The 19,746-nt window shown below is 59.1% G+C and carries 18 protein-coding genes, 1 tRNA gene and 1 pseudogene; 13 read left to right on the top strand and 7 right to left on the bottom strand.

The features are described 5' to 3' along the window. The first annotated feature begins 27 nt into the window (after window positions 1–27). Both BRA49_RS13230 and BRA49_RS13225 read left to right on the top strand, forming a co-directional pair. Window positions 28–1,215, top strand: coding sequence for a hypothetical protein (locus BRA49_RS13230; RefSeq protein WP_292386593.1), 1,188 nt, complete (start codon window positions 28–30; stop codon window positions 1,213–1,215). Between the two features lie 33 nt (window positions 1,216–1,248). Continuing rightward, window positions 1,249–1,956, top strand: a complete 708-nt coding sequence (locus BRA49_RS13225; protein ID WP_292386592.1) for a hypothetical protein — start codon at window positions 1,249–1,251, stop codon at window positions 1,954–1,956. 198 nt (window positions 1,957–2,154) lie between these two features. Here the strand turns inward: BRA49_RS13225 and mntA are convergent, their stop codons facing one another. Beyond that, the gene (mntA, locus tag BRA49_RS13220) at window positions 2,155–2,733 is read right to left on the bottom strand and encodes a type VII toxin-antitoxin system MntA family adenylyltransferase antitoxin (protein ID WP_292386591.1); all 579 of its coding nucleotides are present in this window, start codon (window positions 2,731–2,733) and stop codon (window positions 2,155–2,157) included. A 190-nt stretch (window positions 2,734–2,923) separates the two neighbouring features. On the opposite strand from mntA, the gene BRA49_RS13215 reads away from it, so the two are divergent. Beyond that, window positions 2,924–3,622: a DUF4013 domain-containing protein gene (locus BRA49_RS13215; RefSeq protein ID WP_292386590.1), complete on the top strand. Its 699-nt coding sequence runs from the start codon at window positions 2,924–2,926 to the stop codon at window positions 3,620–3,622. Window positions 3,623–3,872: 250 nt separating this feature from the next. Here BRA49_RS13215 and BRA49_RS13210 read toward each other — a convergent pair whose 3' ends face one another. Next, window positions 3,873–4,265: a hypothetical protein gene (locus BRA49_RS13210; protein WP_292386667.1), complete on the bottom strand. Its 393-nt coding sequence runs from the start codon at window positions 4,263–4,265 to the stop codon at window positions 3,873–3,875. A 72-nt stretch (window positions 4,266–4,337) separates the two neighbouring features. Between BRA49_RS13210 and BRA49_RS13205 the strand changes: the two genes are divergently transcribed. Together BRA49_RS13205 and BRA49_RS13200 are read left to right on the top strand one after the other, a co-directional pair. Beyond that, window positions 4,338–4,868 carry an SRPBCC family protein gene (locus tag BRA49_RS13205; protein WP_292386589.1) on the top strand — a complete coding sequence of 177 codons (531 nt, stop codon included), beginning with the start codon at window positions 4,338–4,340 and terminating at the stop codon, window positions 4,866–4,868. Between the two features lie 15 nt (window positions 4,869–4,883). Further along, window positions 4,884–5,060, top strand: coding sequence for a hypothetical protein (locus tag BRA49_RS13200; protein ID WP_292386588.1), 177 nt, complete (start codon window positions 4,884–4,886; stop codon window positions 5,058–5,060). Window positions 5,061–5,367: 307 nt separating this feature from the next. Here BRA49_RS13200 and BRA49_RS13195 read toward each other — a convergent pair. Continuing rightward, window positions 5,368–5,826 (bottom strand): annotated as a pseudogene (locus BRA49_RS13195) (IS5 family transposase); the annotation flags it as partial. Then, complete coding sequence (locus BRA49_RS13655) at window positions 5,802–6,161, bottom strand: transposase (RefSeq protein ID WP_394339126.1); 360 nt, start codon at window positions 6,159–6,161, stop codon at window positions 5,802–5,804. The pseudogene BRA49_RS13195 and the gene BRA49_RS13655, both read right to left, overlap by 25 nt. A gap of 213 nt (window positions 6,162–6,374) precedes the next feature. Here BRA49_RS13655 and BRA49_RS13185 point away from each other — a divergent pair, with 213 nt between their 5' ends. Genes BRA49_RS13185 through BRA49_RS13175 form a run of 3 tightly spaced genes read left to right on the top strand, consistent with a single transcriptional unit; the run spans window position 6,375 to window position 8,838 of the window. Continuing rightward, window positions 6,375–7,400, top strand: coding sequence for a DNA cytosine methyltransferase (locus tag BRA49_RS13185; protein ID WP_292386585.1), 1,026 nt, complete (start codon window positions 6,375–6,377; stop codon window positions 7,398–7,400). 2 nt (window positions 7,401–7,402) lie between these two features. Further along, window positions 7,403–8,377 (top strand): BsuBI/PstI family type II restriction endonuclease, encoded by a 975-nt coding sequence (locus BRA49_RS13180; RefSeq protein WP_292386584.1) that lies wholly within the window; start codon window positions 7,403–7,405, stop codon window positions 8,375–8,377. A gap of 29 nt (window positions 8,378–8,406) precedes the next feature. Further along, window positions 8,407–8,838: a very short patch repair endonuclease gene (locus tag BRA49_RS13175; RefSeq protein ID WP_292386583.1), complete on the top strand. Its 432-nt coding sequence runs from the start codon at window positions 8,407–8,409 to the stop codon at window positions 8,836–8,838. 717 nt (window positions 8,839–9,555) lie between these two features. Here BRA49_RS13175 and BRA49_RS13170 read toward each other — a convergent pair. The 3 genes from BRA49_RS13170 to serA form a co-directional block, all read right to left on the bottom strand. Continuing rightward, window positions 9,556–11,709, bottom strand: coding sequence for a beta-glucosidase (locus BRA49_RS13170; RefSeq protein ID WP_292386582.1), 2,154 nt, complete (start codon window positions 11,707–11,709; stop codon window positions 9,556–9,558). 683 nt (window positions 11,710–12,392) lie between these two features. Further along, window positions 12,393–12,466: transfer RNA gene (locus BRA49_RS13165), tRNA-Val, on the bottom strand. Window positions 12,467–12,598: 132 nt separating this feature from the next. Next, window positions 12,599–14,182, bottom strand: coding sequence for a phosphoglycerate dehydrogenase (gene serA, locus BRA49_RS13160; RefSeq protein ID WP_292386581.1), 1,584 nt, complete (start codon window positions 14,180–14,182; stop codon window positions 12,599–12,601). 95 nt (window positions 14,183–14,277) lie between these two features. Here serA and ppsA point away from each other — a divergent pair, with 95 nt between their 5' ends. Genes ppsA through BRA49_RS13135 form a run of 5 tightly spaced genes read left to right on the top strand, consistent with a single transcriptional unit; the run spans window position 14,278 to window position 19,742 of the window. Then, the gene (ppsA, locus tag BRA49_RS13155) at window positions 14,278–16,569 is read left to right on the top strand and encodes a phosphoenolpyruvate synthase (protein WP_292386580.1); all 2,292 of its coding nucleotides are present in this window, start codon (window positions 14,278–14,280) and stop codon (window positions 16,567–16,569) included. Further along, the gene (gene mfnA / locus BRA49_RS13150; RefSeq protein WP_292386579.1) at window positions 16,562–17,659 is read left to right on the top strand and encodes a tyrosine decarboxylase MfnA; all 1,098 of its coding nucleotides are present in this window, start codon (window positions 16,562–16,564) and stop codon (window positions 17,657–17,659) included. The genes ppsA and mfnA overlap by 8 nt, the downstream gene beginning before the upstream one ends. Next, window positions 17,652–18,203, top strand: a complete 552-nt coding sequence (hpt, locus tag BRA49_RS13145; RefSeq protein ID WP_292386577.1) for a hypoxanthine/guanine phosphoribosyltransferase — start codon at window positions 17,652–17,654, stop codon at window positions 18,201–18,203. The genes mfnA and hpt overlap by 8 nt, the downstream gene beginning before the upstream one ends. Then, window positions 18,181–19,134, top strand: coding sequence for a diphthamide biosynthesis enzyme Dph2 (dph2, locus tag BRA49_RS13140; protein WP_292386576.1), 954 nt, complete (start codon window positions 18,181–18,183; stop codon window positions 19,132–19,134). The genes hpt and dph2 overlap by 23 nt, the downstream gene beginning before the upstream one ends. After that, window positions 19,131–19,742 (top strand): METTL5 family protein, encoded by a 612-nt coding sequence (locus BRA49_RS13135; protein ID WP_292386575.1) that lies wholly within the window; start codon window positions 19,131–19,133, stop codon window positions 19,740–19,742. Before dph2 ends, BRA49_RS13135 begins: the two co-directional genes overlap by 4 nt. Window positions 19,743–19,746 lie beyond the last annotated feature (4 nt).

Here is a 19,746-nt window from a genome sequence, read left to right as displayed (position 1 = left end):
GGGGTGATAAAGATGTTTCGAGCACGAGTGAGAGGAAAGATTCTAAAAAATATTCTCGGCATGCTGGACGACCATGGAGAAGTGTGCGAGCAGACTGTCTTTATTGAATTGCAGGATGGAACGATAATTTACCTGTTTGACCCGGACGGGAGCAGCAGGGACGAGATGGTGGGCACAATCAAGACAGTAGGCGTTTCGGCATTTTGTGCCCATGTCGAAAAACTGGCTTTACCTATGAAAGGCGTCGAATCAAAGTATCACTCGCCTGAAGATGAGATCAGTCTAGAAAAGGGACCTATTTTATTTTTTGGCGAAATCGTTGATATCGATAAGAATCATCCTACTTTTTATATTGACATAGGTATGGGTACGATTGGCGTTGATCTTTGCCATCAAGAACGTGATTCCTTTCCTGACTACCAGATAGGAGATTACATCCGGGTCGGAATAAGCCGGAAAGATTTAGTTGGCGTGTGGGATTTGGATGACACGGAAGGAAGCGGCTGGGTCCACATCGTCGCTAACCATGTCAACACTCCGTCGGGCAACCAGTTTTATTCCGCGTTCGGTTTGGACTATGTGAAACGGGAAGAGGTCAAAGACCTCATTATGACCGGTGCCCGGGAGGGCGTCGAGGTCCAGAAAAACGTGTACCGGTACGTCGAGCCGACCTCTGGGAGGACACTGCGCCTCCTTGTCGCCGACAACGGGTATCTCGTGACGGCACATCCCGAAACGGGCGGCATTCCAACGGGAATGCTGAAAGAAAACCTTACGATTCCCGTCCGCATCGTGAGCGTGAGACCGGACGCCGAATACCAAGGCACGGTCTATACGCAGGTCGTGCGCGTCGAGTTCGCAGATGGCACCCGGACATCGGTCTTCGATGACGATCTACTCTGTACTCCCGCGATGGTCGGAAGAGACGGAAAAGTCATGCTGCGGATGTTGGTGGACATGCTGGAGAAGAGCAAGATCGTCGATCGACAGATCTATGCAGAGCCTGCGCTGCCCCTCCTGGAAGTGAACGGGCGCATCGATGCGATCATCGTCCCGGACGATCCCGGCGACGCCGAGCGGAGATACGATGCCGTTGTAGATTTCGGGGTTGGAAAGGTTATAATCGAGATCGATAAGCGATACTTCCGCCTCCAACTGAAGGAGGGGGATTATGTCCGGATCGATGGCCGTGTCGACCTGAAAGGTATCGAGTAAGCGTTTTACCTCAGTCACCTCTTTTTAGGGCTCTTGTTACAGGTTCTCATCGGCGCGTACCGGGTCGCCGTCCTGAAGGACGGCTACGCGCTGTTCACCACGACGGTGACGGTCGTCAAAGACCAGACCGCGCCGGGGATCGCAACCCTGACCGACGGCGACCGGGACGAAGACGGCCTGTTGGACGATTTCGAGGGTGGCTATACCGACGGGTTCGGCAACCAGCATACGCCCGACACATATGCAATCGACACCGACGGCGACGGACTTTCCGACGGTTTTGAGGCCCGGGAGCCCATCACCGACGCGAACGGCAAGACCCACTTCAGGCAGCGGAGCGACCCGACGAAGGCGGACACCGACGACGACGGCCTCGACGACATGGCCGAGTTCGAGTACGGCACCGATCCCTTCAACCCGGATACCGACGGTGACGGCCTCCGCGACGGCGCTGACCCCGACCCGCTGACGCCTGCCGCGAGCGGGGAGATCAACCTCGCCAAGATCGGGCGCGCCATCATCCTTGGGGCGACGTTCGGGGAGACCGGGCTGCCCGACGGGTCGTTCTACTGGCTGGTCGGGGAGGAGACCGCTTCGTCGCCCTACTACATGGTCGGGTGGATCGGGTTCTCCTGCCTGCCGGTTGTGGGTGGGATCGCCGACATCCGCGACGCGCTGATCACGGCGACGCAGAACGGTGACACGATGCCGTTGTGGACTTCGGGGTTGGAACGGTTCTGATCGCTCCGACATAATCCTCGCGAGCGACCTTCTCAGCCGGATCACAGGGATCGCCTGCATTGAAACAGGTTCTCGTGCGCCCCGGGCCGGGGCCGATCTCTCCGGAGCACGGGCTCGCGGCACCTTCAAGCGACCGCAAGATCCGTCACCCCGCCCTGGGCCTGCACCAGCTCCGACGAGAGGGCGGTGACCTTCTCGCTATCGCAGGAGACCAAGCGCCTCCCGCCGGTAACGCTCCCGGTAGTAGGCGAAATCGTGGTAGTGGGTGTATATCCTGCACACGAAGTCGCAGCGAGCCTTCTCATCGCGGGAGACGAGCACCTCCCCGGTCTGCAGGACCGAGTAAGCGAACGGCAGGGGCGCGGCGTTCAGGACCCTGACGTCGATGGGCACGCCCATGGCATCTTCCAGTTCCTGCTCAAGCGCCATCTCGTATCGGAGCGGAGCGGCTGCTCCGCTGCTGTCGGCCTGCAGGAAGACGCCGATATCGATGTCGCGGAAGGGACCGTGCAGAAACGACCCGTATACGTAGGCAAAGAGAATCTCCTCTCGATTCGAGAGCAGCCCGGCGAGCCAATCGAAGAGCCGCCGCTTCTCCTCGATGGAGAGGTCCCGGGGTTTCATTGCAGAGTGATTGACGCCGGTGATGATGAGGGTTGCGCCACCCCTGACGCTGGCTTCTGCCGTCTGCTCGGCCGGGATATCAACATGCACGACGGGCGGACCGACCGGGATGAGGGCTACCCGGCGAACGTTCCATGCGTTGCGAAAGGTCACCGCCGGGCTGGGCTGTACAATCGGGACCGCGGGTTTGTGGAAGGGAACCCATCTGCGCAGCCCTCAAGCCGGATCGAAGCGTTCAAGAAGATCGTTGCCCGATATACCCGTTATAGTGAGGCATCCCGAATCGGCCCGTCCGGCATGCACCGCGGCCCGGAGTTTCGGGATCGATTCGCAGGGTGATACGTTGTCCGTAAACTACCAGAGAGTACTCGAAGACTCGTTTGACTACACAGGGAACATCCTCCGGGGAGGCTGGGTCCGGTGGCTCCAGCTCATCGCCTCCGTCATCGTCTTCCCGCTCATCTACGGCTACTTCGTCCGGATCATGCGGGGAGGCCCGGCCCCGGAGTTCGGCGGCTGGGGCCGGCTCTTTCTCGACGGCCTGAAGCTGCTCGTCGTGTACCTCGCCTACATCGCGCTCATGCTCGTCGTCGCGGTGGCCCTGGTGGGCGGCGCCGGCGTCCTTGCCGGGCAGAACAGTCCCGTGGCCGCCGTCGCCGCCCTCGTATCGTTCGTCCTCCTCGTCCTGATCTGGCTTGTCGCGCAGATGGCAATGGTGCGGTTCGCGAAGGCCGGTTTGCTCCGCGAGGCATTCAACATCCCCGCCGTCCTTGCCCAGATCCGGAGGATCGGCTGGGGGTCGTACATCTTCTCCCAGATCATCCTTCAGCTCGTCCTCATGATCTTCGGGATGATCCTGGTCTTCCTCGTCGTCCTCGTCACGGGCGTTATCGGACTCTTCGTGGGGATTGCCGGGATTCTCCTCTTCCCGGTCCTCATGCTCGCAGTATCCCCGGCGATCTACATCTTCCAGTATCGCTACAATACCCTCGTCTACGAGAGCGGGGCGGCGGGCTCCCCGCCCGTGACGGCAGCCCCGTAGGTGGGAGCGATACAAACCCCAATCCTTCTGAAGGCCGGTTCAACACCTGCGCGTGCGTGCCGGGCCGGAAGAGGGGGGCAAAGTCGTGTGCGCGCTCCCTCCCCCCTCTCCGGCCCGGTTCAGACCCGCACACGACAAACGGCAACCACACTCCCGCGCACCGGACAGCGTTATTCCTTGAGAATAGGGGCAGATTGGTTGTACCCGCCGGTGCGGGCGCATCAATCTGCCGCGAATAACTCCTTCGAGATCAAAGGACGGCTTCTTTGAATTTGTCGAAGCCGACCCGCTCGATCGTCGCTCCCAGGCGTTCGGGGGCCTGCCCGTTCTCCCGGTAGAACGCGATGACCTTCCTCGCGAGCGCCACGGCCTGCTCCTCGGTCAGCCCCTGGGCGAGCTCCCGGCCCACCTTTGCCGTCCCGCCGCCCTTGCCGCCGACGACCGCCGTGAACCCGTCATCGGTGCCGAAGAAGCCGAGGTCTTTTAACCAGGCATCGCTGCAGCAGTTGGGACAGCCCGCGACGCCCATCTTGAACTTGGCGGGCGCCGGCTTGCCGTAGAACTCCTTATCGAGAGCGAATCCCAGTCCCGGGCTGTCCTGTTTGGCACGCTTGCAGGCCCGGGTGCCGGGGCACATCTGGATGCTCCGTATGGTCAGGCCGATAACCTATAACATGGATGACGTCGGTGAGAGGGGCGAACGGAGATGGATAGCATGACCGAGCAATCACGAAGAAGTGGCGAGCAGGCGTTGACGGAGAGGAATCCTCTCCGGATCACTGCCGAGCCCGGAAAACAGGAACTGATCATCGTCCGGGAGTTCGACGCTCCCCGCGATCTGGTCTTTCGGGCTCACACCGACCCGAAACTCTATGAACAGTGGATCGGCCCGCGGGGTTACACCACGAAGATAGAGGCGTTTGAGGCCCGGAGCGGGGGCAGCTGGCGGTATGTACAGACGGATGAGGACGGCAACGAGTACGGGTTCCACGGGGTGAACCACGATGTGACGCCGCCCGAGCGGATCATCCAGACGTTCGAGTTCGAGGGACTCCCGGAGTCCGGCCATGTCATCCTCGAGGAGGGAAAGTTCGAGGAGCTGCCCGGCAACCGGACACGGTTCACCGGCCGGTCGGTCTTCCTCTCGGTGGAGGACCGCGACGGGATGATGCAGTCCGATATGGAGGAGGGTATGAAAGACTCCTACTCACGGCTCGACGAGCTCCTGGAGAGGTTGCAGAAGTAGGGCCGACAGGGAGGAGTGGATCCTGATCCAGTCCTCACCGCCCGGATCCCGGGATCGGTGATCCTCCTCCTGTTCATAAGTCCGGCTCCCGGTCACCCCGGCAGGCTGACCGTCGCGATTATTCTCTGTGAGGCCGGCTACGATGCCAGGAACATCGGGGGCATGCGGCACGGCATACGGCCCTGTGGATAGACACGGAAAAATCACGAAAAAAGCAAAACCTGACATCTGCAAGCTTACTAGTGCGGGAGACAATCAGGAAGGGACAGAAGGGATCAAGAAGCTTCTCGGCATCCATAAAGATCAGACCGCGATCAGGATCGCGATCCACGGATATCTGAGAGCCACATCAAGAGAGTGCATGCTCAGACTCTGAATGTACCGCCCCTTTTCGAGCTGAGCAGGAACGCGATATTGAGAAGTACAGGGTTCAAGAGGAGAGAGGATCAAGGAGAGTATGGTACTTTTTCTCGCCCTCAGAATCCCCTACTACTAGAGGTCATCCCATAACCCTCCAGATCATGATGGCACATGCCAGGTGGATCAGCCCGAGGAATGAGTGTTCATAGCGTTCATATCGAGGAACAATCTTCTTGAATGCCTCGATCCAGCTGAAGAACCGTTCAATAGCCCCTCTTTCTTTATACAGTGTCGGATCGAACCAGCGCGGTCTTCCCCGCTTCGGGTGTATCCGGGATCTCGGGTTGGTCGGGATGTTGCTCTTGATCCGTCGTTTCCGGTTGTACTGGCGGATCTCCCGGGCATCGTAGGCTGCATCCGCCGAGATGATTGAGGGATGAATCTGCATCTCTGGAATCGTAAACGCTTCAACGGTTGGTTCATAAAGTTGGGAATCATGGATATTTGCCGGGAAGACCGTACAGGCAAGGGGGAGACCGTTCCGATCAACCAGAGCGCTCAGCTTGTTCCCTTTTACTTTCTTATAGCCATCATAACCGGTCGATCCCCCTTTTTAGCCGGGATATCCTTGGTATCGGTGGAACAGTGGGTGAGATCGATTTTCCGGATCTCATAGCCCGATCGAAGAAGGTCGAGGAAAATGTCTTGATAGATACTATGCTCGGCAAGATAGAGGTGAAACCGATGTACCGTCGATTTCGTGCCGTATTGCCGAGGAACGTCGCTCCAGGTACAACCGGTGGTCAGGACATACAGAATCCCGTTGAACATCGCCCGATGGTCGGTTCGGGGTCGCCCGACATGAGGTTTCTGGGGAGGGAGATGCGGCTCAATGATTGCCCAGAGTTCGTCATCGATTTCCCGGAATGCCATACATCCCGGGTTTTATTCAAGGTCTCTTATAATTGTGGGATGACCTCCTAAACTAAAAGTTATCTAGTAGGTAGCAATACTACCCACTGAGTACTTATTCGATGTTTTTCCTATCCGTACCTTTTCGGAGAAATTGCAGACTGAAGATAAAAGTTATTAGACGTCCTTAATTATTTATTTTGAAAAGTCCTACAACTTAATCCTGAAGCAGGCATGAAATATCTAGACTATCTACAACTGAATTTAGACCTGACAACGGTTCAGAATAATGGATATTCTGTAATCGATCTCTTTGCTGGTTGTGGAGGGTTAGCTTTAGGTTTCGAAGCGTCCGGTTTCGAGACAATTGGGTATGAAATGCTAAAAGATGCATGTCAAAGTTATTCTAAAAATTTAAATGGAAAATGTCATTGTACCACTTTGCAAATTGGATTGGACCTTGCTGACAATGCTGATGTGATAATTGGCGGCCCCCCTTGCCAGCCATTCAGTGTGATAGGAGATCAAAGAGGACCAGATGATCCTAGAGATGGATTCCCGATCTTTTTAGATGCTGTTAAACGTTACCAGCCAAAGGTTGCCCTCTTTGAGAATGTCAGAGGTCTCTTATATCGTAATCGCTTTTATTTTGAAGATATTATTTCCAAACTTGCTAATTTAAAATACAACGTCGAATGGAAGATTCTTAATGCAGTTCAATATGGCGTTCCACAAAAGCGAGAACGACTCTTTGTTGTAGCTCATAGAGGGGAGTGGTCCTTTCCAAGACCTGTTAATGAAAAAAAATCGATAACAGCAGGCGAAGCATTGGGAGAACTGGCATACGCTATCACGCCTGATTCTAAATTTTTAACCCCCAGTATGGATCGGTATATCGCCGCTTATGAGAAGAAATCATGTTGTATAAGACCGCGAGATCTCCATTTAAATGCTCCTAGCAGGACGGTTACTTGCAGAAACCTGAACGGAGCCACATCGGATATGCTGAGAATCCGCCTTCCAGATGGACGGCGTCGAAGATTGACTGTTAGAGAAGCTGCAAGACTCCAAAGCTTTCCAGATTGGTTCGTGTTTTGCGGAAATGAGGGCAGTCAATTTAATCAAATAGGTAATGCTGTCCCGCCGCTCTTATCAAAGGCATTAGCTGATTCAGTGCTAAAATGTCTTGAGAGTTCTGAGAAAGAAAACAATGAGGGGAAAAAACAAAAATTCTCAAGGCAAGAGAGACTAAATGTATAACAATGACTTCAGAGATTGAAAAGAAGGTACAAGAAGCTCAGGAAATAATGCGTGAAATCGGTATTCCGATTGATGATATGACAAAAAAGAGACGCGAGCGAGCTGCGCTTGCTTTGCTGGCAGTTGCAAAGATAAAGCCAGATATGCCTTTTTCAAGCACGGAAGTGGCTTCAGATCCCAGTAACTCTCCGATAACAACAAGAGGAATTATTGCATTTTTAAACGAATATTACGAACAAGACATCTCAATGGGATCTTACGATGATATTAGAAGACTAGACTTAGTCCATTTGGTAGAAGCAGGGATTGTACTGAAAAGCGAAAAATCAGTGATAAATGATCCTACACGGGGATACACTATAAACCCTGAAGCAAGCAGGGTACTGAGAGAATATGGACAACCATCATGGAATGACGCGGTTTCTGAGTACACAGAGAAATACGGTAAGCTGAAGGATCGACTGGAACGACCTAGATACTTCAATAAAATCTCTGCAAAAGTGAATGATGGAACTGAAATCCTCTTAGATGAAAGTCCACATAACCAAATCCAAAAAGCAATAGTCGAAGAATTTTTGCCCCGTTTTGTACCTGGTGCTGAAATCCTATATATTGGTGATGCAAGCAATAAAACTCTTTACATTAATGAAGAAAAACTATGTGAACTCAAACTAACTCAACTTGCTCATGGGACCCTGCCTGACGTAATTGCATATGAATCCACAAAGAATTGGCTAATCCTGATCGAAGCTGTGCACTCAGCGAATCCGATATCACAACTCCGCCACCTCCAACTAGAAAGGTTGACTAAGGATTGTCCAGTACCAATTGTTTACGTTACAGCCTTTATGGATAAAACGAAGCTCCGCGATTGGCTTACTCAGATTAGTTGGGAGACTGAAGTGTGGCTAGTTGATTCGCCCGATCACCTAATTCACTTTAATGGGGACAAGTTTTTTGGCCCGCATAAATCTTAAAAATGATCCCCATTTAGATAACTGACTATATGGCTGATAAGTTGTCAAAACAGGCAAGAAGAAGAAACATGCAAGCAATAAAATCAACACACACAAGCTTAGAGAACCGTGTTATTTCAGAACTCTGGAGACACAAATATAGGTTTCGCAGAAATGTAAAAAGCCTGCCGGGGAAGCCCGATATCGCTATTAAAAAATACAAGATAGCCATTTTTATTGACTCTTGCTTTTGGCATGGTTGTGAGCTACATTACAAACCTCCTGCAACAAACGTTACCTATTGGAGCGAAAAATTACTCAGGAATCTCCAGCGGGACTCAGAAATTAACAATTACTATAGAATAAATGGTTGGCATGTTTTGCGTGTATGGGAGCATGATATTAAAAACTACTTCGAAGATACGATAAAATGTATAGAGAATTTTATTGACGAAACTAAAGGTAAGCACTCTCGTTTTTAATAATTAGTAAAGACATAGAACAGACCCCTGTCAAATAAAAACACATTTTTCAGCAGTTCCTATTGAAATTTTAGTGGGAAGTATACATATGAATATACACGCTGTAAGTACATCCATCAGAATGACATCTGGATTGCACTGTTGTTCGATTCAGACCCCGTACTTCGCTAATTTGAGAGACCCGACTGTGCCTCTCCGCCCGAAAACGCGCACAAAAGCGAAAGATCTATATGGGTTGCAGGCGTCCCCTCAGGCCTTTTGCCCAAAGGAAGAGGAAAACCAGCAGAAAGAGTAGCGACCTCAAACCGAAAGAATGTTGTGCTCCTGCTGTCGCGGCACTGGATCAGCACCTGACAATCCATTTCCTTCCTCCTGAAGAACGTCTGGATCGCTCTCCTGTGGATGCATTTCTCGCCGGTGAAGCAGGGACCGAGAACCATCGATATGCGCGCGTTTCGATTCGAACAGTTCATTGTCATAATCTAGGAAGCGATCCGGGCATCGATGGGAATGGTGAAAGGAATTCCCAGGTTGCGTCACCGGGTTTAGAGAAAGGAGGATAGGGAGACGTTGAATAATATGAGAGGGAGGAAGAAGTTAGCGAAGTACTACTGAGACTGTAGAAGTAGGGCCGCCGGTGCGTATCCCGGTGCCCCGTGGTGGGTGGCGGTCACGGCGTCGATGAACTCTGCCGGCATATCGACGCTATCCGCCCCCTCAACTCCCGAACAGCCTCGTGGATAACCGGGTATCGCCTGTCAATACCGGATCCGTGGCGGATCTTGCGACCGCCACCCGGTGTCTTCCTTCTGCAATGCGCCACCTGCCATTCTCGCCGTCGAATCGTGCAAGCAGGCGGGGGTCGGCCTCGATCGTCACCTGCCGTCTCTCACCCGGCCCGAGCAGGACGCGCTGGAATCCGAGAAGCCGCATCCGCCTCTCGTCCGCCGCCTCCGTCAGATACACCTGCGGCACGTCCGCACCCTCGCGTTCGCCGGTGTTCTTCACGGTGAACCTCGCCGTGATCGTCTCGCCGCCGTCGACCGCAAGATCGCTGTAGGCAAACGTCGTGTAGCTCAACCCGTGGCCGAAGGGGAAGAGCGGCGTATTACCCGTCTTTGCGAACCAGCGGTAGCCGACCTCTGCGCCTTCATCGTAACGGATGGCGGTCGGCGTACCCCACGGCGTGCCGAGGCCGGGGAGGTCCGGCCTCGGAGTCCGGGCGAGGTCGGCCGGGAAGGTGATCGGGAGACGGCCGGAGGGGTTCACCGCCCCGGTGAGCACCTCGGCGATCGCCTGCCCGCCGGCCTGCCCCGGATACCACGCCTGGATGACTGCCTTCACCTTATCCAGCCACGGCATCGCGACCGGGTTGCCGGTCTCCAGCACCACGACGGTGTTCGGATTGGCGGACGCCACGGCCTCGATGACAGCGTCCTGGCCCCAGGGCAGCGAGAGATCGGCGATGTCGAAGCCTTCGCCCTCGACGCGGATCCCGAAGACGATGACGACGTCCGAGCGTCGTGCGAGCAGGACCGCCTCCGCCGGCGTCTGTCCGGGGTCGAACTCGATCTCCGCCGAGGGCAGGAGTCTCTTCAGTTCCTCCAGAGGCGACGACGGGAAAAGGTAGAGGTTCCGTGCGCGCCCCAGGGGCCCCGGCCCGCCGATCTTGACGATACCCGCATACCCCCCCACCGGGAGCACCGCACCCGATCCGGTGCCGCTCGGGACACCGAGCTGCGCGTAGCCGCCGATAACTGCGATCTTGAGCGGTCTAGCGGTCGCGAGCGGCAGGATGCCGTCGTTCTTCAACAGCACGATACCCTGCCGGGCGGTCTTAAGGGCGATCTCGTTGTGCGCCTCCATGTCGACCTCGGGCGCCGGCCCCCACGAATCGGCCCCGACCGCGTAGAGCGAGCGCAGGATGCGGCGCACCATATCGGAGAGGCGTTCCTTCGGGAATCTGCCTTCTGCGTAGGCCTTCCGGAGCGGGTCCGTGAAGGGCTCCGCCTTCCAGAAGACTGCGTCTGCCTGCACGCCGGACTCCTGGTCGAGCCCGGCGAGAGCGAACTCCCACGAGGGCGTCGCGCCCCAGTCGGACATCACCCAGCCCTTATATCCCCAGGCGCCCTTGAGCACCTCGTTTAAGAGATGGCGGTTCCCGCCGGCATACTCGCCGTTGATCTTGTTGTAGCCGCTCATGATCGCGCCGGGCTCCGAACGCTCGATCGCGATCTGGAACGCGAGCAGGTCGGACTCGCGGTGCGCCGAGGGATCGATGATCGCGTCCAGCCAGTGCCGGTTGGTCTCGTTGCAGTTGAGCGAGTAGTGCTTGAGCGTCGAGATGACACCCTGGCTCTGGATGCCGCTTACCGCCTCGGCGCCGAGGACGGCGGTGAGGAGCGGGTCCTCGGAGTAGTACTCGAAGTTGCGGCCGTTGCGCGGGTCGCGGGCGAGGTTGATCCCGCCGGCCAGCATGATGTTGAACCCCCGGATCCGGGCCTCGCGGCCGAGCAGCACGCCGCCGTCGCGGGCGAGGTCCGGGTTGAAACTCGACCCGACGACGATGGAAGCCGGCAGCGCGGTTGCGCCCGGATCGTCGGGGCGGTACCCGGGGTTGGTGATGCCCATGCTGGCATCGCTCGATCGCAACGCCGGGACGCCGAGCCGCGGCACGCCGGGCGTGTAACCGGCGCTCATGGCCACGTCCTCCGGGATGCGCTCATCACGGACTGCTATGAGGCCGCCGGTGGCGCCCATGATGCTGATGATCATCGAGAACCGCTCGTCGTCGGTCATCCTCTGTTCGGTCTCGGCCGCCCGGGAATCGGCCGTCTTCTGCCCGGGCTCAAGCACCTGCGCGGTGGTCATCTCTTCTTCCCCCTCCCGGCATCCCCCGCCCGTCGGGCGGGGAACCGTGCCGCGGTGAGGGACGACACCGGTGATAAATCTTCGTGTGAGACAGGGACCCGAGCCCGACGTCGGTCGTGGGCGGTAGGTGTCGTGAGCGGTCGTGGCGGGACTGTCGGGTGACTGCACGCCCTCTCATCCGGCTCCGGGCTGGAGCATGGCACCATTACTTCGCTAATTCTGGCACCCAGCATGGCATGGTGCGGTCGTAACGGAGACGTATAGTGGGATGGATCTAAGGGCCAAATATCGGGTACTGAAGGTACGAAGGTGAGATAACAGCATCCGGACACTGAACTTCGCGTTCTTCGCGACTTCGCGTGAGTTTTCAGTCTCTGACGATCAGAGAGCCTCACGCGAAGAACGCGAAGCCGCGAAGGGAGGTTGGTGGTTTGACCGCCGGGTGAGGTCTCAAATATTTTAGCGAAGTACTGGGCACGGAGTGAGTAAAAACTGCGGGAAAAAACTGCGCACGGACAGCCGGCAAAAAATCCGGTGGAAAGCGGGGGCCGCGGATCATGCTCCGGGGAAGGCACGATCGCCCACATAGCGAGAGGCATGAAAATACCGGATTTATCAACCCTGGAGAGGGTTGTATCTCCAGGAAAAGGACTTCAAGAAATCAATCGTTTCAAAAACGGTGATGGGCTCGCTGAGATTCGAACTCAGGACCTCCGCCATGTCAAGGCGACGTCATAACCAGCTAGACCACGAGCCCGTGTCTGCCCGACGATCAATAAGGTTGGTGTCTCGGGTATAAATAGATTTCCTGTCCCCGTACGGCCGGTTTGTGCCGGCTCCCCTCTATCGGGGGCCGGCACGCGGCACAACATGGGGGGTGATCGACCGATCAGATCTCGGCGTGCTTTATCGTATGGATCCCGTCGATCTTCTTGATCTCTTCCATCGCCTCTGCCGGCACCGCGGAGTCGACCGTGAGGACCATCAGCGCCTCTTCACCGGGCTTGTGCCGTCCGACCTGCATCCCGGCGATGTTCACGTTCACCCTTCCGAGGATCGTCGCGGCCTTGCCGATGACGCCCGGTTTATCAGTGTGGCGGGAGATGACGACGTGGCCGGTCGGGGTCAGGTCGGTCATGTAGCCGCCGATGCTCACGATCCGCGCATGATCCGGGGCCGAGACGCTCCCGCTCACCGACTCGGACATCCTGTCCGTCTTTGCGGTGATGCTGATCATGTTCCGGAACCCGTGCGCTTCTTCGGTGGTGGTCTCGCTCAGCCGGATGCCACGCTCTTTTGCCACGAATTCTGCGTTCACGAAGTTGACCGGCGCCTGCAGGATCGGGTCGAGCATCCCCTTCAGGATGACGCGGGTGATGAACTTCGTGTTCGGCAGTGTTGCTGCCTCGCCCCCGTAGGTGATCTTGATCGACTCAAGCCTTCCTTCGATGAGCTGGATGAGGAGGCTGCCCATCTTCTGCGCGAGGGCTGCGTAGGGCTCGACGACCGCCTGCTGCTCTGCGGGGATCATCGGCGCGTTCACCACGTACTTCGCCGCGCCGCCCGAAAGGACGCTGATGCACTGGTTTGCGACTGATATCGCAACGTTCTTCTGCGCCTCGACCGTGCTTGCCCCGAGGTGCGGCGTGATGATCACCTTTTCGAGGCCGATGACCGGGGAGTCCGTCGGCGGTTCCGCCTCAAAGACATCCAGCGCCGCACCGGCGACCTTGCCGCTCGCAATCCCGTCCGCGAGCGCCTGCTCGTCGATGATCCCACCGCGGGCGCAGTTGATCAGCCGAACGCCGTCCTTCATCGTGGCGATGGTCTCTGCGTTGATGACATGGCGCGTCTCCTTGATCAGCGGCGTGTGGACCGTGATGACGTCTGCTCTCCGGAAGAGTTCATCGAGCGGGACCATCTCAACGCCGAGGGTTGCAGCCTTCTCCTTCGTTATGAACGGATCGTAGGCGATGCACTTCATCTCCATCGCCTGTGCACGCTTCGCGACCTCGCGCCCGATCCGCCCGAATCCCATGACCCCGAGGACCTTGTCGTTCAGTTCGACGCCCATGAATTTGGAGCGCTTCCACTCGCCCTTCTTGAGCGATGCAGTCGCCTGGGGGATATTGCGCGCGAGCGAGAGCATCATCGCCATCGTGTGCTCTGTAGCCGCGAGCGTATTTCCTTCCGGGGCGTTTGCGACGACAATGCCCCTGCGCGTCGCCGCCTCGGTATCGATATTGTCGACCCCGGCGCCTGCACGGCCGATGAACTTGAGTTTCGCTCCCGCGTCAATGACACGCGCCGTAACCTCGGTGCCCGAGCGCACCAGCAGGGCATCGTAATCTCCGATAACAGCAACGAGCTGATCCTCGGTCAGCCCGGTATTGACATCCACATCACCGAATTCTTTCAGGATGTCAATCCCTTCCTCTGCCAGCGGGTCGCTGACCAGCACTCTATACTTCACAGTTCAACCCCTATATCGTTCGACATCATATGTATTGATGCTTTTTCCTCCGAAATCTTTTATGTAATGGTGAGAAGTATATGTGTGGTGCGAGCATGAAGGAAATGCCCAACGTATTGTGGCTCGAAGAAATAAAGAAAGAAGATATCATATCCGTAGGGGGAAAAGGAGCGTCTTTGGGCGAGATGACCGCTATCGGCCTTCCTGTGCCGAAGGCGTTTGTGGTGACCGCCCAGGCATTCCGCAAGTTCCTCGTTGAAACCAGGATAGAAGATACCCTCTTCCGCAAACTGGAGCGCCTCGACGTCGACGACAACGGAGCACTGGAATCCGTCTCAAAAGAGGTTCAGGACCTCGTCCTGAGCGTCGAGATACCCGATCAGATCAGGCAGGAGATTACCGACGCATACACCCGGATGGGGGCGAACGGAACGGTCGTCGCCGTCCGCTCGAGCGCCACCGCCGAAGACCTGCCGGAGGCGAGTTTCGCCGGCCAGCAGGAGACGTTCCTCAATATTCTCGGTGACGATGCCCTCCTTGATGCCGTCCAACGGTGCTGGGCCTCGCTGTATGGCGCGCGTGCCATTTATTACCGGGCGAAGCAGGGGTTCGACGACCGGAGCGTGAACATCGCCGTCGTCGTCCAGGAACTCATCCGGTCGGAGAAATCCGGTGTCATGTTCACCTCTCATCCCGTCACCGGCGAGTCCCTAACGATCGTCGAGGGCTCCTGGGGGCTCGGGGAAGCCGTCGTCTCAGGGAGTGTCTCCCCCGACAACTACGTCTTTGACCTGCGCTCCGAGCGGGTGGTCGACAGCCTGATCGCCGAAAAGGAGATCATGATCGTTCCGGAGGGTAAGCACGGAACAAAGATCGTCGAGCTCTCCGCCGAGCAGCGAGTCGCCCCGGTCCTCAACGATGCCGAAGTGGCGCGCCTTGCGATGCTCGGAAAGATCGCGGAGGACCACTACGGCATCCCGCAGGATATCGAGTGGGCAATCGTCGGAAGCGACGTCTTCATCCTCCAATCCCGGCCGATCACGACGATCAAGCGGCCGGAGATCCCCCGTGCCGGTGCACAGGGTACAGGACAGCAGAAAGGCGCCCTCGGCGTGGTGCTGCTGGAAGGCCAGGGCGCCTCCCCCGGCATCGCAAGCGGCCGGGTCGTGATCGTGCGGGACGTCAAGGACACGAGCGCCGTCAAGGACGGCGACATCATGGTCACGAAGATGACCAACCCCGACATGGTGCCGGCGATGCGGCGGGTCAGCGCCATCATCACCGACGAAGGCGGCATGACCTGCCACGCGGCCATCGTGAGCCGGGAACTCGGGACCCCCGCGGTCGTCGGGACCAAGAAGGCGACGAAGGTCTTGAAAGACGGGCAGATCATCACCGTCGACGGGGAGAAGGGCACCATCTACGAGGGAGCGGTCACGGCACCCGCGGCGGCACCGGCAGCCGTCGCGGCAGTCGCAGCGCCCGCCCCGGTGATCACCGGCACGCTCGTCAAGGTGAACGTCTCCCTCCCCGAAGCCGCACAGCGGGCCGCCGCGACCGGTGCGGACGGGGTCGGCCTTCTCCGGATCGAGCACCTCATCCTTGGCCTCTCCAGGACTCCCAGCTGGTACATCGAACATGGCGAGGAGGAGGTGTTCATCGGCGAACTCTACACCGGCATCAAGACGGTGCTCGACGCGTTCCCGGGTAAGCCCGTCTGGGTCCGGACGCTCGACGCCCCGACCGACGAGTTCCGGAACATGGAGGGCGGCGAAAACGAGCCGATCGAGCACAACCCGATGCTCGGCTGGCGCGGGATCCGCCGGGACCTCCGGAGCCCCGACCAGTTCCGCCTCCAGGTCGAGGCCTTCAAGCGGCTCTGGGCCGCGGGCTACGACAACCTCGGCGTGATGTTCCCGATGGTCAACCACCCGAGCGAGTTCATCAAGGCACGGAGCATGATGAAAGACTGGGGGGTCGATGTGGAGACGGCGACCCTCGGCATCATGATCGAGATCCCGAGCAGTGCCATCCTGGTCGAGGACTTTATCAAGGCCGGGATCCGGTTCGCCTCGTTCGGGACGAACGATCTCATCCAGTACACGCTCGCCATCGACCGGAACAACGAGCATGTCGCCGATATGTACGAGCCCGAGCACCCTGCCGTTCTCCGGCTGATCGATTACGCGATCAACGCCTGCCGCGAGCACGGCGTCGAGTGCTCCATCTGCGGTCAGGCCGGTTCCGACCCCGCGATGGTGGCCTGGCTGGTCGGGCACGGCATCACCAGCGTCTCCGCCAACATCGATGCAGTCCCGCGCATCCGTGAGGCCGTAGCGCGAAAAGAGCGGCAGATACTTCTGGATGCGGCGAGACGAAATGCGTGAAGTGGGATGCCCTGAGGAAGATCTCTTCTCCTTCCTCTCGTCGAAACGACGGGAGGACCTCGGGTACCGGAACATCTTAAGTTCGATGTGCACGTCGCCCCACCCGGTCGCGGCACGGGCGCATGCCATGTTCCTCGAGACCAACCTCGGCGACCCGGGACTCTTCCCGGGGACGGCTGCGCTTGAGGGGTTGCTCGTCGAGCGGCTGGGTGCGCTGATGCACCATCCCGGTGCAGGCGGCTACGCCACCTCCGGCGGGACGGAGTCGAACATCCAGGCCTTCCGGATTGCAAAGAAGTTAAAGCCGGTGCAGTTCCCGAACGTCGTGGTCCCGGCGTCGGCTCACTTCTCGTTCCAGAAGGCCTGCGACATCCTGGGGATCGAGATGCGGACGGCATCGCTCGACGCAGACTTCCGGATAGACGCGGAGGCGCTCGACGGTCTTGTCGACCGGAATACTGTCTGCCTCGTCGGCATCGTCGGGACAACCGAGTACGGGATGGTCGACCCCGTCGCCCGCCTCTCTGATCTGGCCGAGGAACGGGACGTCTTCCTCCATATCGACGCCGCATTCGGCGGGATGGTCGTCCCGTTCCTCGATCGGCCGATCCCGTTCGACTTCCGGCTCTCCGGCGTCGACTCCATCTCCGTCGACCCTCACAAGATGGGGATGAGCACGATACCGGCAGGGTGTCTCCTCGTCCGGGACCCGGACTACTTCTCGTCCCTCAACGTCGAGACGCCCTACCTGACGGTGAAGCGGGAGTGCACCCTCGCCGGCACCCGGCCGGGGGCGTCGGTGGCGGCCGCTTTCGCGGTCCTCGAGTACCTGGGGATGGACGGGATGCGGGCGGTGGTCGCCGGGTGCATGGAGAACACCCGGAGGCTCATCGAGGGGATGGAGACGTTCGGCTGCCCACGGGCGGTGACCCCGGACGTCAACGTGGCGACGTTCTCCTGCGACCGCCCGCCTGCCGGCTGGCGGGTCTCGAGAACCCGAGCCGGGCATATGCGGATCGTCTGCATGCCTCACGTCACCCGCGACGTCATCGAGGCGTTCTTAAACGACATGAGTGATACCCATGCTTGAACTGCTGATCCAGTCCCTGGAAGCCTCCCCGGTCATGAAGCGGGGAGAATACAACTACTTCATCCACCCGATCACCGACGGGGTGCCGCTCCTTGAGCCCGCGCTCCTCCGCGAGATCGGGTGCGCCATGGTGCGCTGCCTCGACCTCAAAGGAGTCGACAAGATCGTCGTCTGCGAGGCGATGGGCATCCACATCGGCGTCGCCCTCTCGATGATGACCGATATCCCGCTCGTGGTCGTCAGGAAGCGCCCCTACGGCCTTCCCGGGGAGGTCGCGGTCCACCAGACGACGGGCTACTCGAAGGGAGAACTCTACCTGAACGGTATCGAGGCGGGCGACCGTGTCATCATCATCGACGACGTCTGCAGCACCGGCGGGACCATGCGTGCCCTGATCGGCGCTATCGAATACGCCGGCGCCGAGATCGCCGATATCTGCGTGGTCATCGGGCGGGGCGATGCGGAGATCTGCCGGCCGCTCAAGACCCTGGTCAAGATCGAGGTCGATGAAGACCGGGTGCGTGTCGTTGATACCAGTTGCTGATATCGTCGAGAGGCTCCACGCTCGCGGGGCGCACTCAGTCGCCCTCCAGTTCCCCGCAGGGCTTGCACGCCAGGCGCCGGCGACGGCCGCCGCCCTGCGCCGCGAGGGGTTTGAGGTGATCGTCAGCGGTGACCCCTGCTACGGGGGCTGCGACCTCGCGCTCGACGCCCTTGCGTTCGCGGACGTCCTGGTACACTTCGGCCACGCGCCGGTCGAGGACCGGCCGACCGTCATCTACGAGCCCGTCCGGTTCGACTTCGACGTCGGGGTCCTCGAGGCGGCCCTCCCGCTCCTCCACGCCCGCCGGGTCGGCCTCGTCACGACGGTCCAGCACGTCCACCTCATCGGCGCGATGGCGGCCTATCTCCGCGACCACGGTATCGAGGCGGTCGTCGCCCCGGGGGACGGGCGCACGCCGCTTGCGGGGCAGGTGCTCGGCTGCAACTTCGCCGCCGCACGGGCGACGGGAGCGGATGAGGTCCTCTTCGTGGGGACAGGGGTTTTTCACCCGATCGGCATCCGCCTCGCCACCCATGCACGGGTCGTGGCGCTCGACCCCTACACCCGCGAGGTAGAGGAGGTGGACGCCGACCGCCTGGTCCGCCGCCGCGCCGCGGTGATGGCGAAAGCAGAGGGGGCCGCGAACATCGGGATCATCCTCAGCACGAAGAGCGGGCAGCGGCGGATGGACCTTGCCCGGCGGCTCGCCGCTCTCTCCGATAAAGCCGTCCTGGTCGCGATGCGGGAGGTCTCCCCCGCCGAGATGCTCGACCTCGGGTTTGCGGCCTACGTGAACACCGCCTGCCCGCGGCTCGCCTACGACGACCAGATCCGGTTCCCGGTCCCGGTGCTGACGCCGCCGGAGTTCGAGATCCTCTGCGGGGTCCGGGCCTGGGACGACTATACCATCGACGAGTACCTCGCACCATGAACCTCCGGCAACTGGAGATGCAACTCGAACGCCTTGAGGGGTTCGAGCGGCCGACGGCCCGACTGGAACAGTACCAGACCCCGGCGCCGGTGGCGGCCCGCCTCCTCCACCACGCCGCGATGCAGGGGGCGATCGAGGACCGCCGGGTCTGCGACCTCGGTTGCGGGACCGGGATCCTCGCCTGCGGCGCCGCCCTCCTCGGCGCCTCCGCCGTGACGGGGGTGGATATCGACCCGGCCGCGATAACCGTCGCCCGGAAGAACGCGGAGAAGTTCGGCGTCGCCGTCGAGTTCATCGTCGCCGACGTCCGGAGTCCGGACTTCGACCGGGCGGCTCTCTCCTGCGACACCGTCGTGATGAACCCGCCCTTCGGGGCGCAGAAGGCCCACGCCGACCGGCCGTTCATCGACCTCGCGCTCGAGATCGCGGGCGAGGTCTACGGGATCTTCAACGAGGGCTCGACCCCGTTCGTCGCCGCCTACACCGAAGGCCGTGCGGCAATCGAGGAGGTGATCCGGTGCGCGTTCCCGATGAAGCGGACGTTCGCCCACCACCGCAGAGAGCGAGTGGATATCATGGTTGAGGTCATACATTTACGGCGGATCTGACATC

Origin of the sequence: Methanoculleus sp. UBA430, assembly GCF_002506585.1 — an archaeon.
Classification (GTDB): Archaea; Halobacteriota; Methanomicrobia; order Methanomicrobiales; family Methanoculleaceae; genus Methanoculleus.
The sequence above is the reverse complement of the archived record's forward strand: the minus strand, read 5'-3'. Positions and strand labels throughout refer to the sequence as shown.

What these genes read in the sequence shown, in the direction of transcription:
- mfnA (WP_292386579.1), top strand. Translation starts at nt 16,562, where the DNA reads ATGCGTGAAGTGGGATGCCCTGAGGAAGATCTCTTCTCCTTCCTCTCG.
- BRA49_RS13180 (WP_292386584.1), top strand. Translation starts at nt 7,403, where the DNA reads ATGACTTCAGAGATTGAAAAGAAGGTACAAGAAGCTCAGGAAATAATG.
- ppsA (WP_292386580.1), top strand. Translation starts at nt 14,278, where the DNA reads ATGAAGGAAATGCCCAACGTATTGTGGCTCGAAGAAATAAAGAAAGAA.
- BRA49_RS13175 (WP_292386583.1), top strand. Translation starts at nt 8,407, where the DNA reads ATGGCTGATAAGTTGTCAAAACAGGCAAGAAGAAGAAACATGCAAGCA.
- BRA49_RS13185 (WP_292386585.1), top strand. Translation starts at nt 6,375, where the DNA reads ATGAAATATCTAGACTATCTACAACTGAATTTAGACCTGACAACGGTT.
- hpt (WP_292386577.1), top strand. Translation starts at nt 17,652, where the DNA reads ATGCTTGAACTGCTGATCCAGTCCCTGGAAGCCTCCCCGGTCATGAAG.
- BRA49_RS13135 (WP_292386575.1), top strand. Translation starts at nt 19,131, where the DNA reads ATGAACCTCCGGCAACTGGAGATGCAACTCGAACGCCTTGAGGGGTTC.
- BRA49_RS13205 (WP_292386589.1), top strand. Translation starts at nt 4,338, where the DNA reads ATGACCGAGCAATCACGAAGAAGTGGCGAGCAGGCGTTGACGGAGAGG.
- BRA49_RS13655 (WP_394339126.1), bottom strand. Translation starts at nt 6,161, where the DNA reads ATGGCATTCCGGGAAATCGATGACGAACTCTGGGCAATCATTGAGCCG.
- BRA49_RS13170 (WP_292386582.1), bottom strand. Translation starts at nt 11,709, where the DNA reads ATGACCACCGCGCAGGTGCTTGAGCCCGGGCAGAAGACGGCCGATTCC.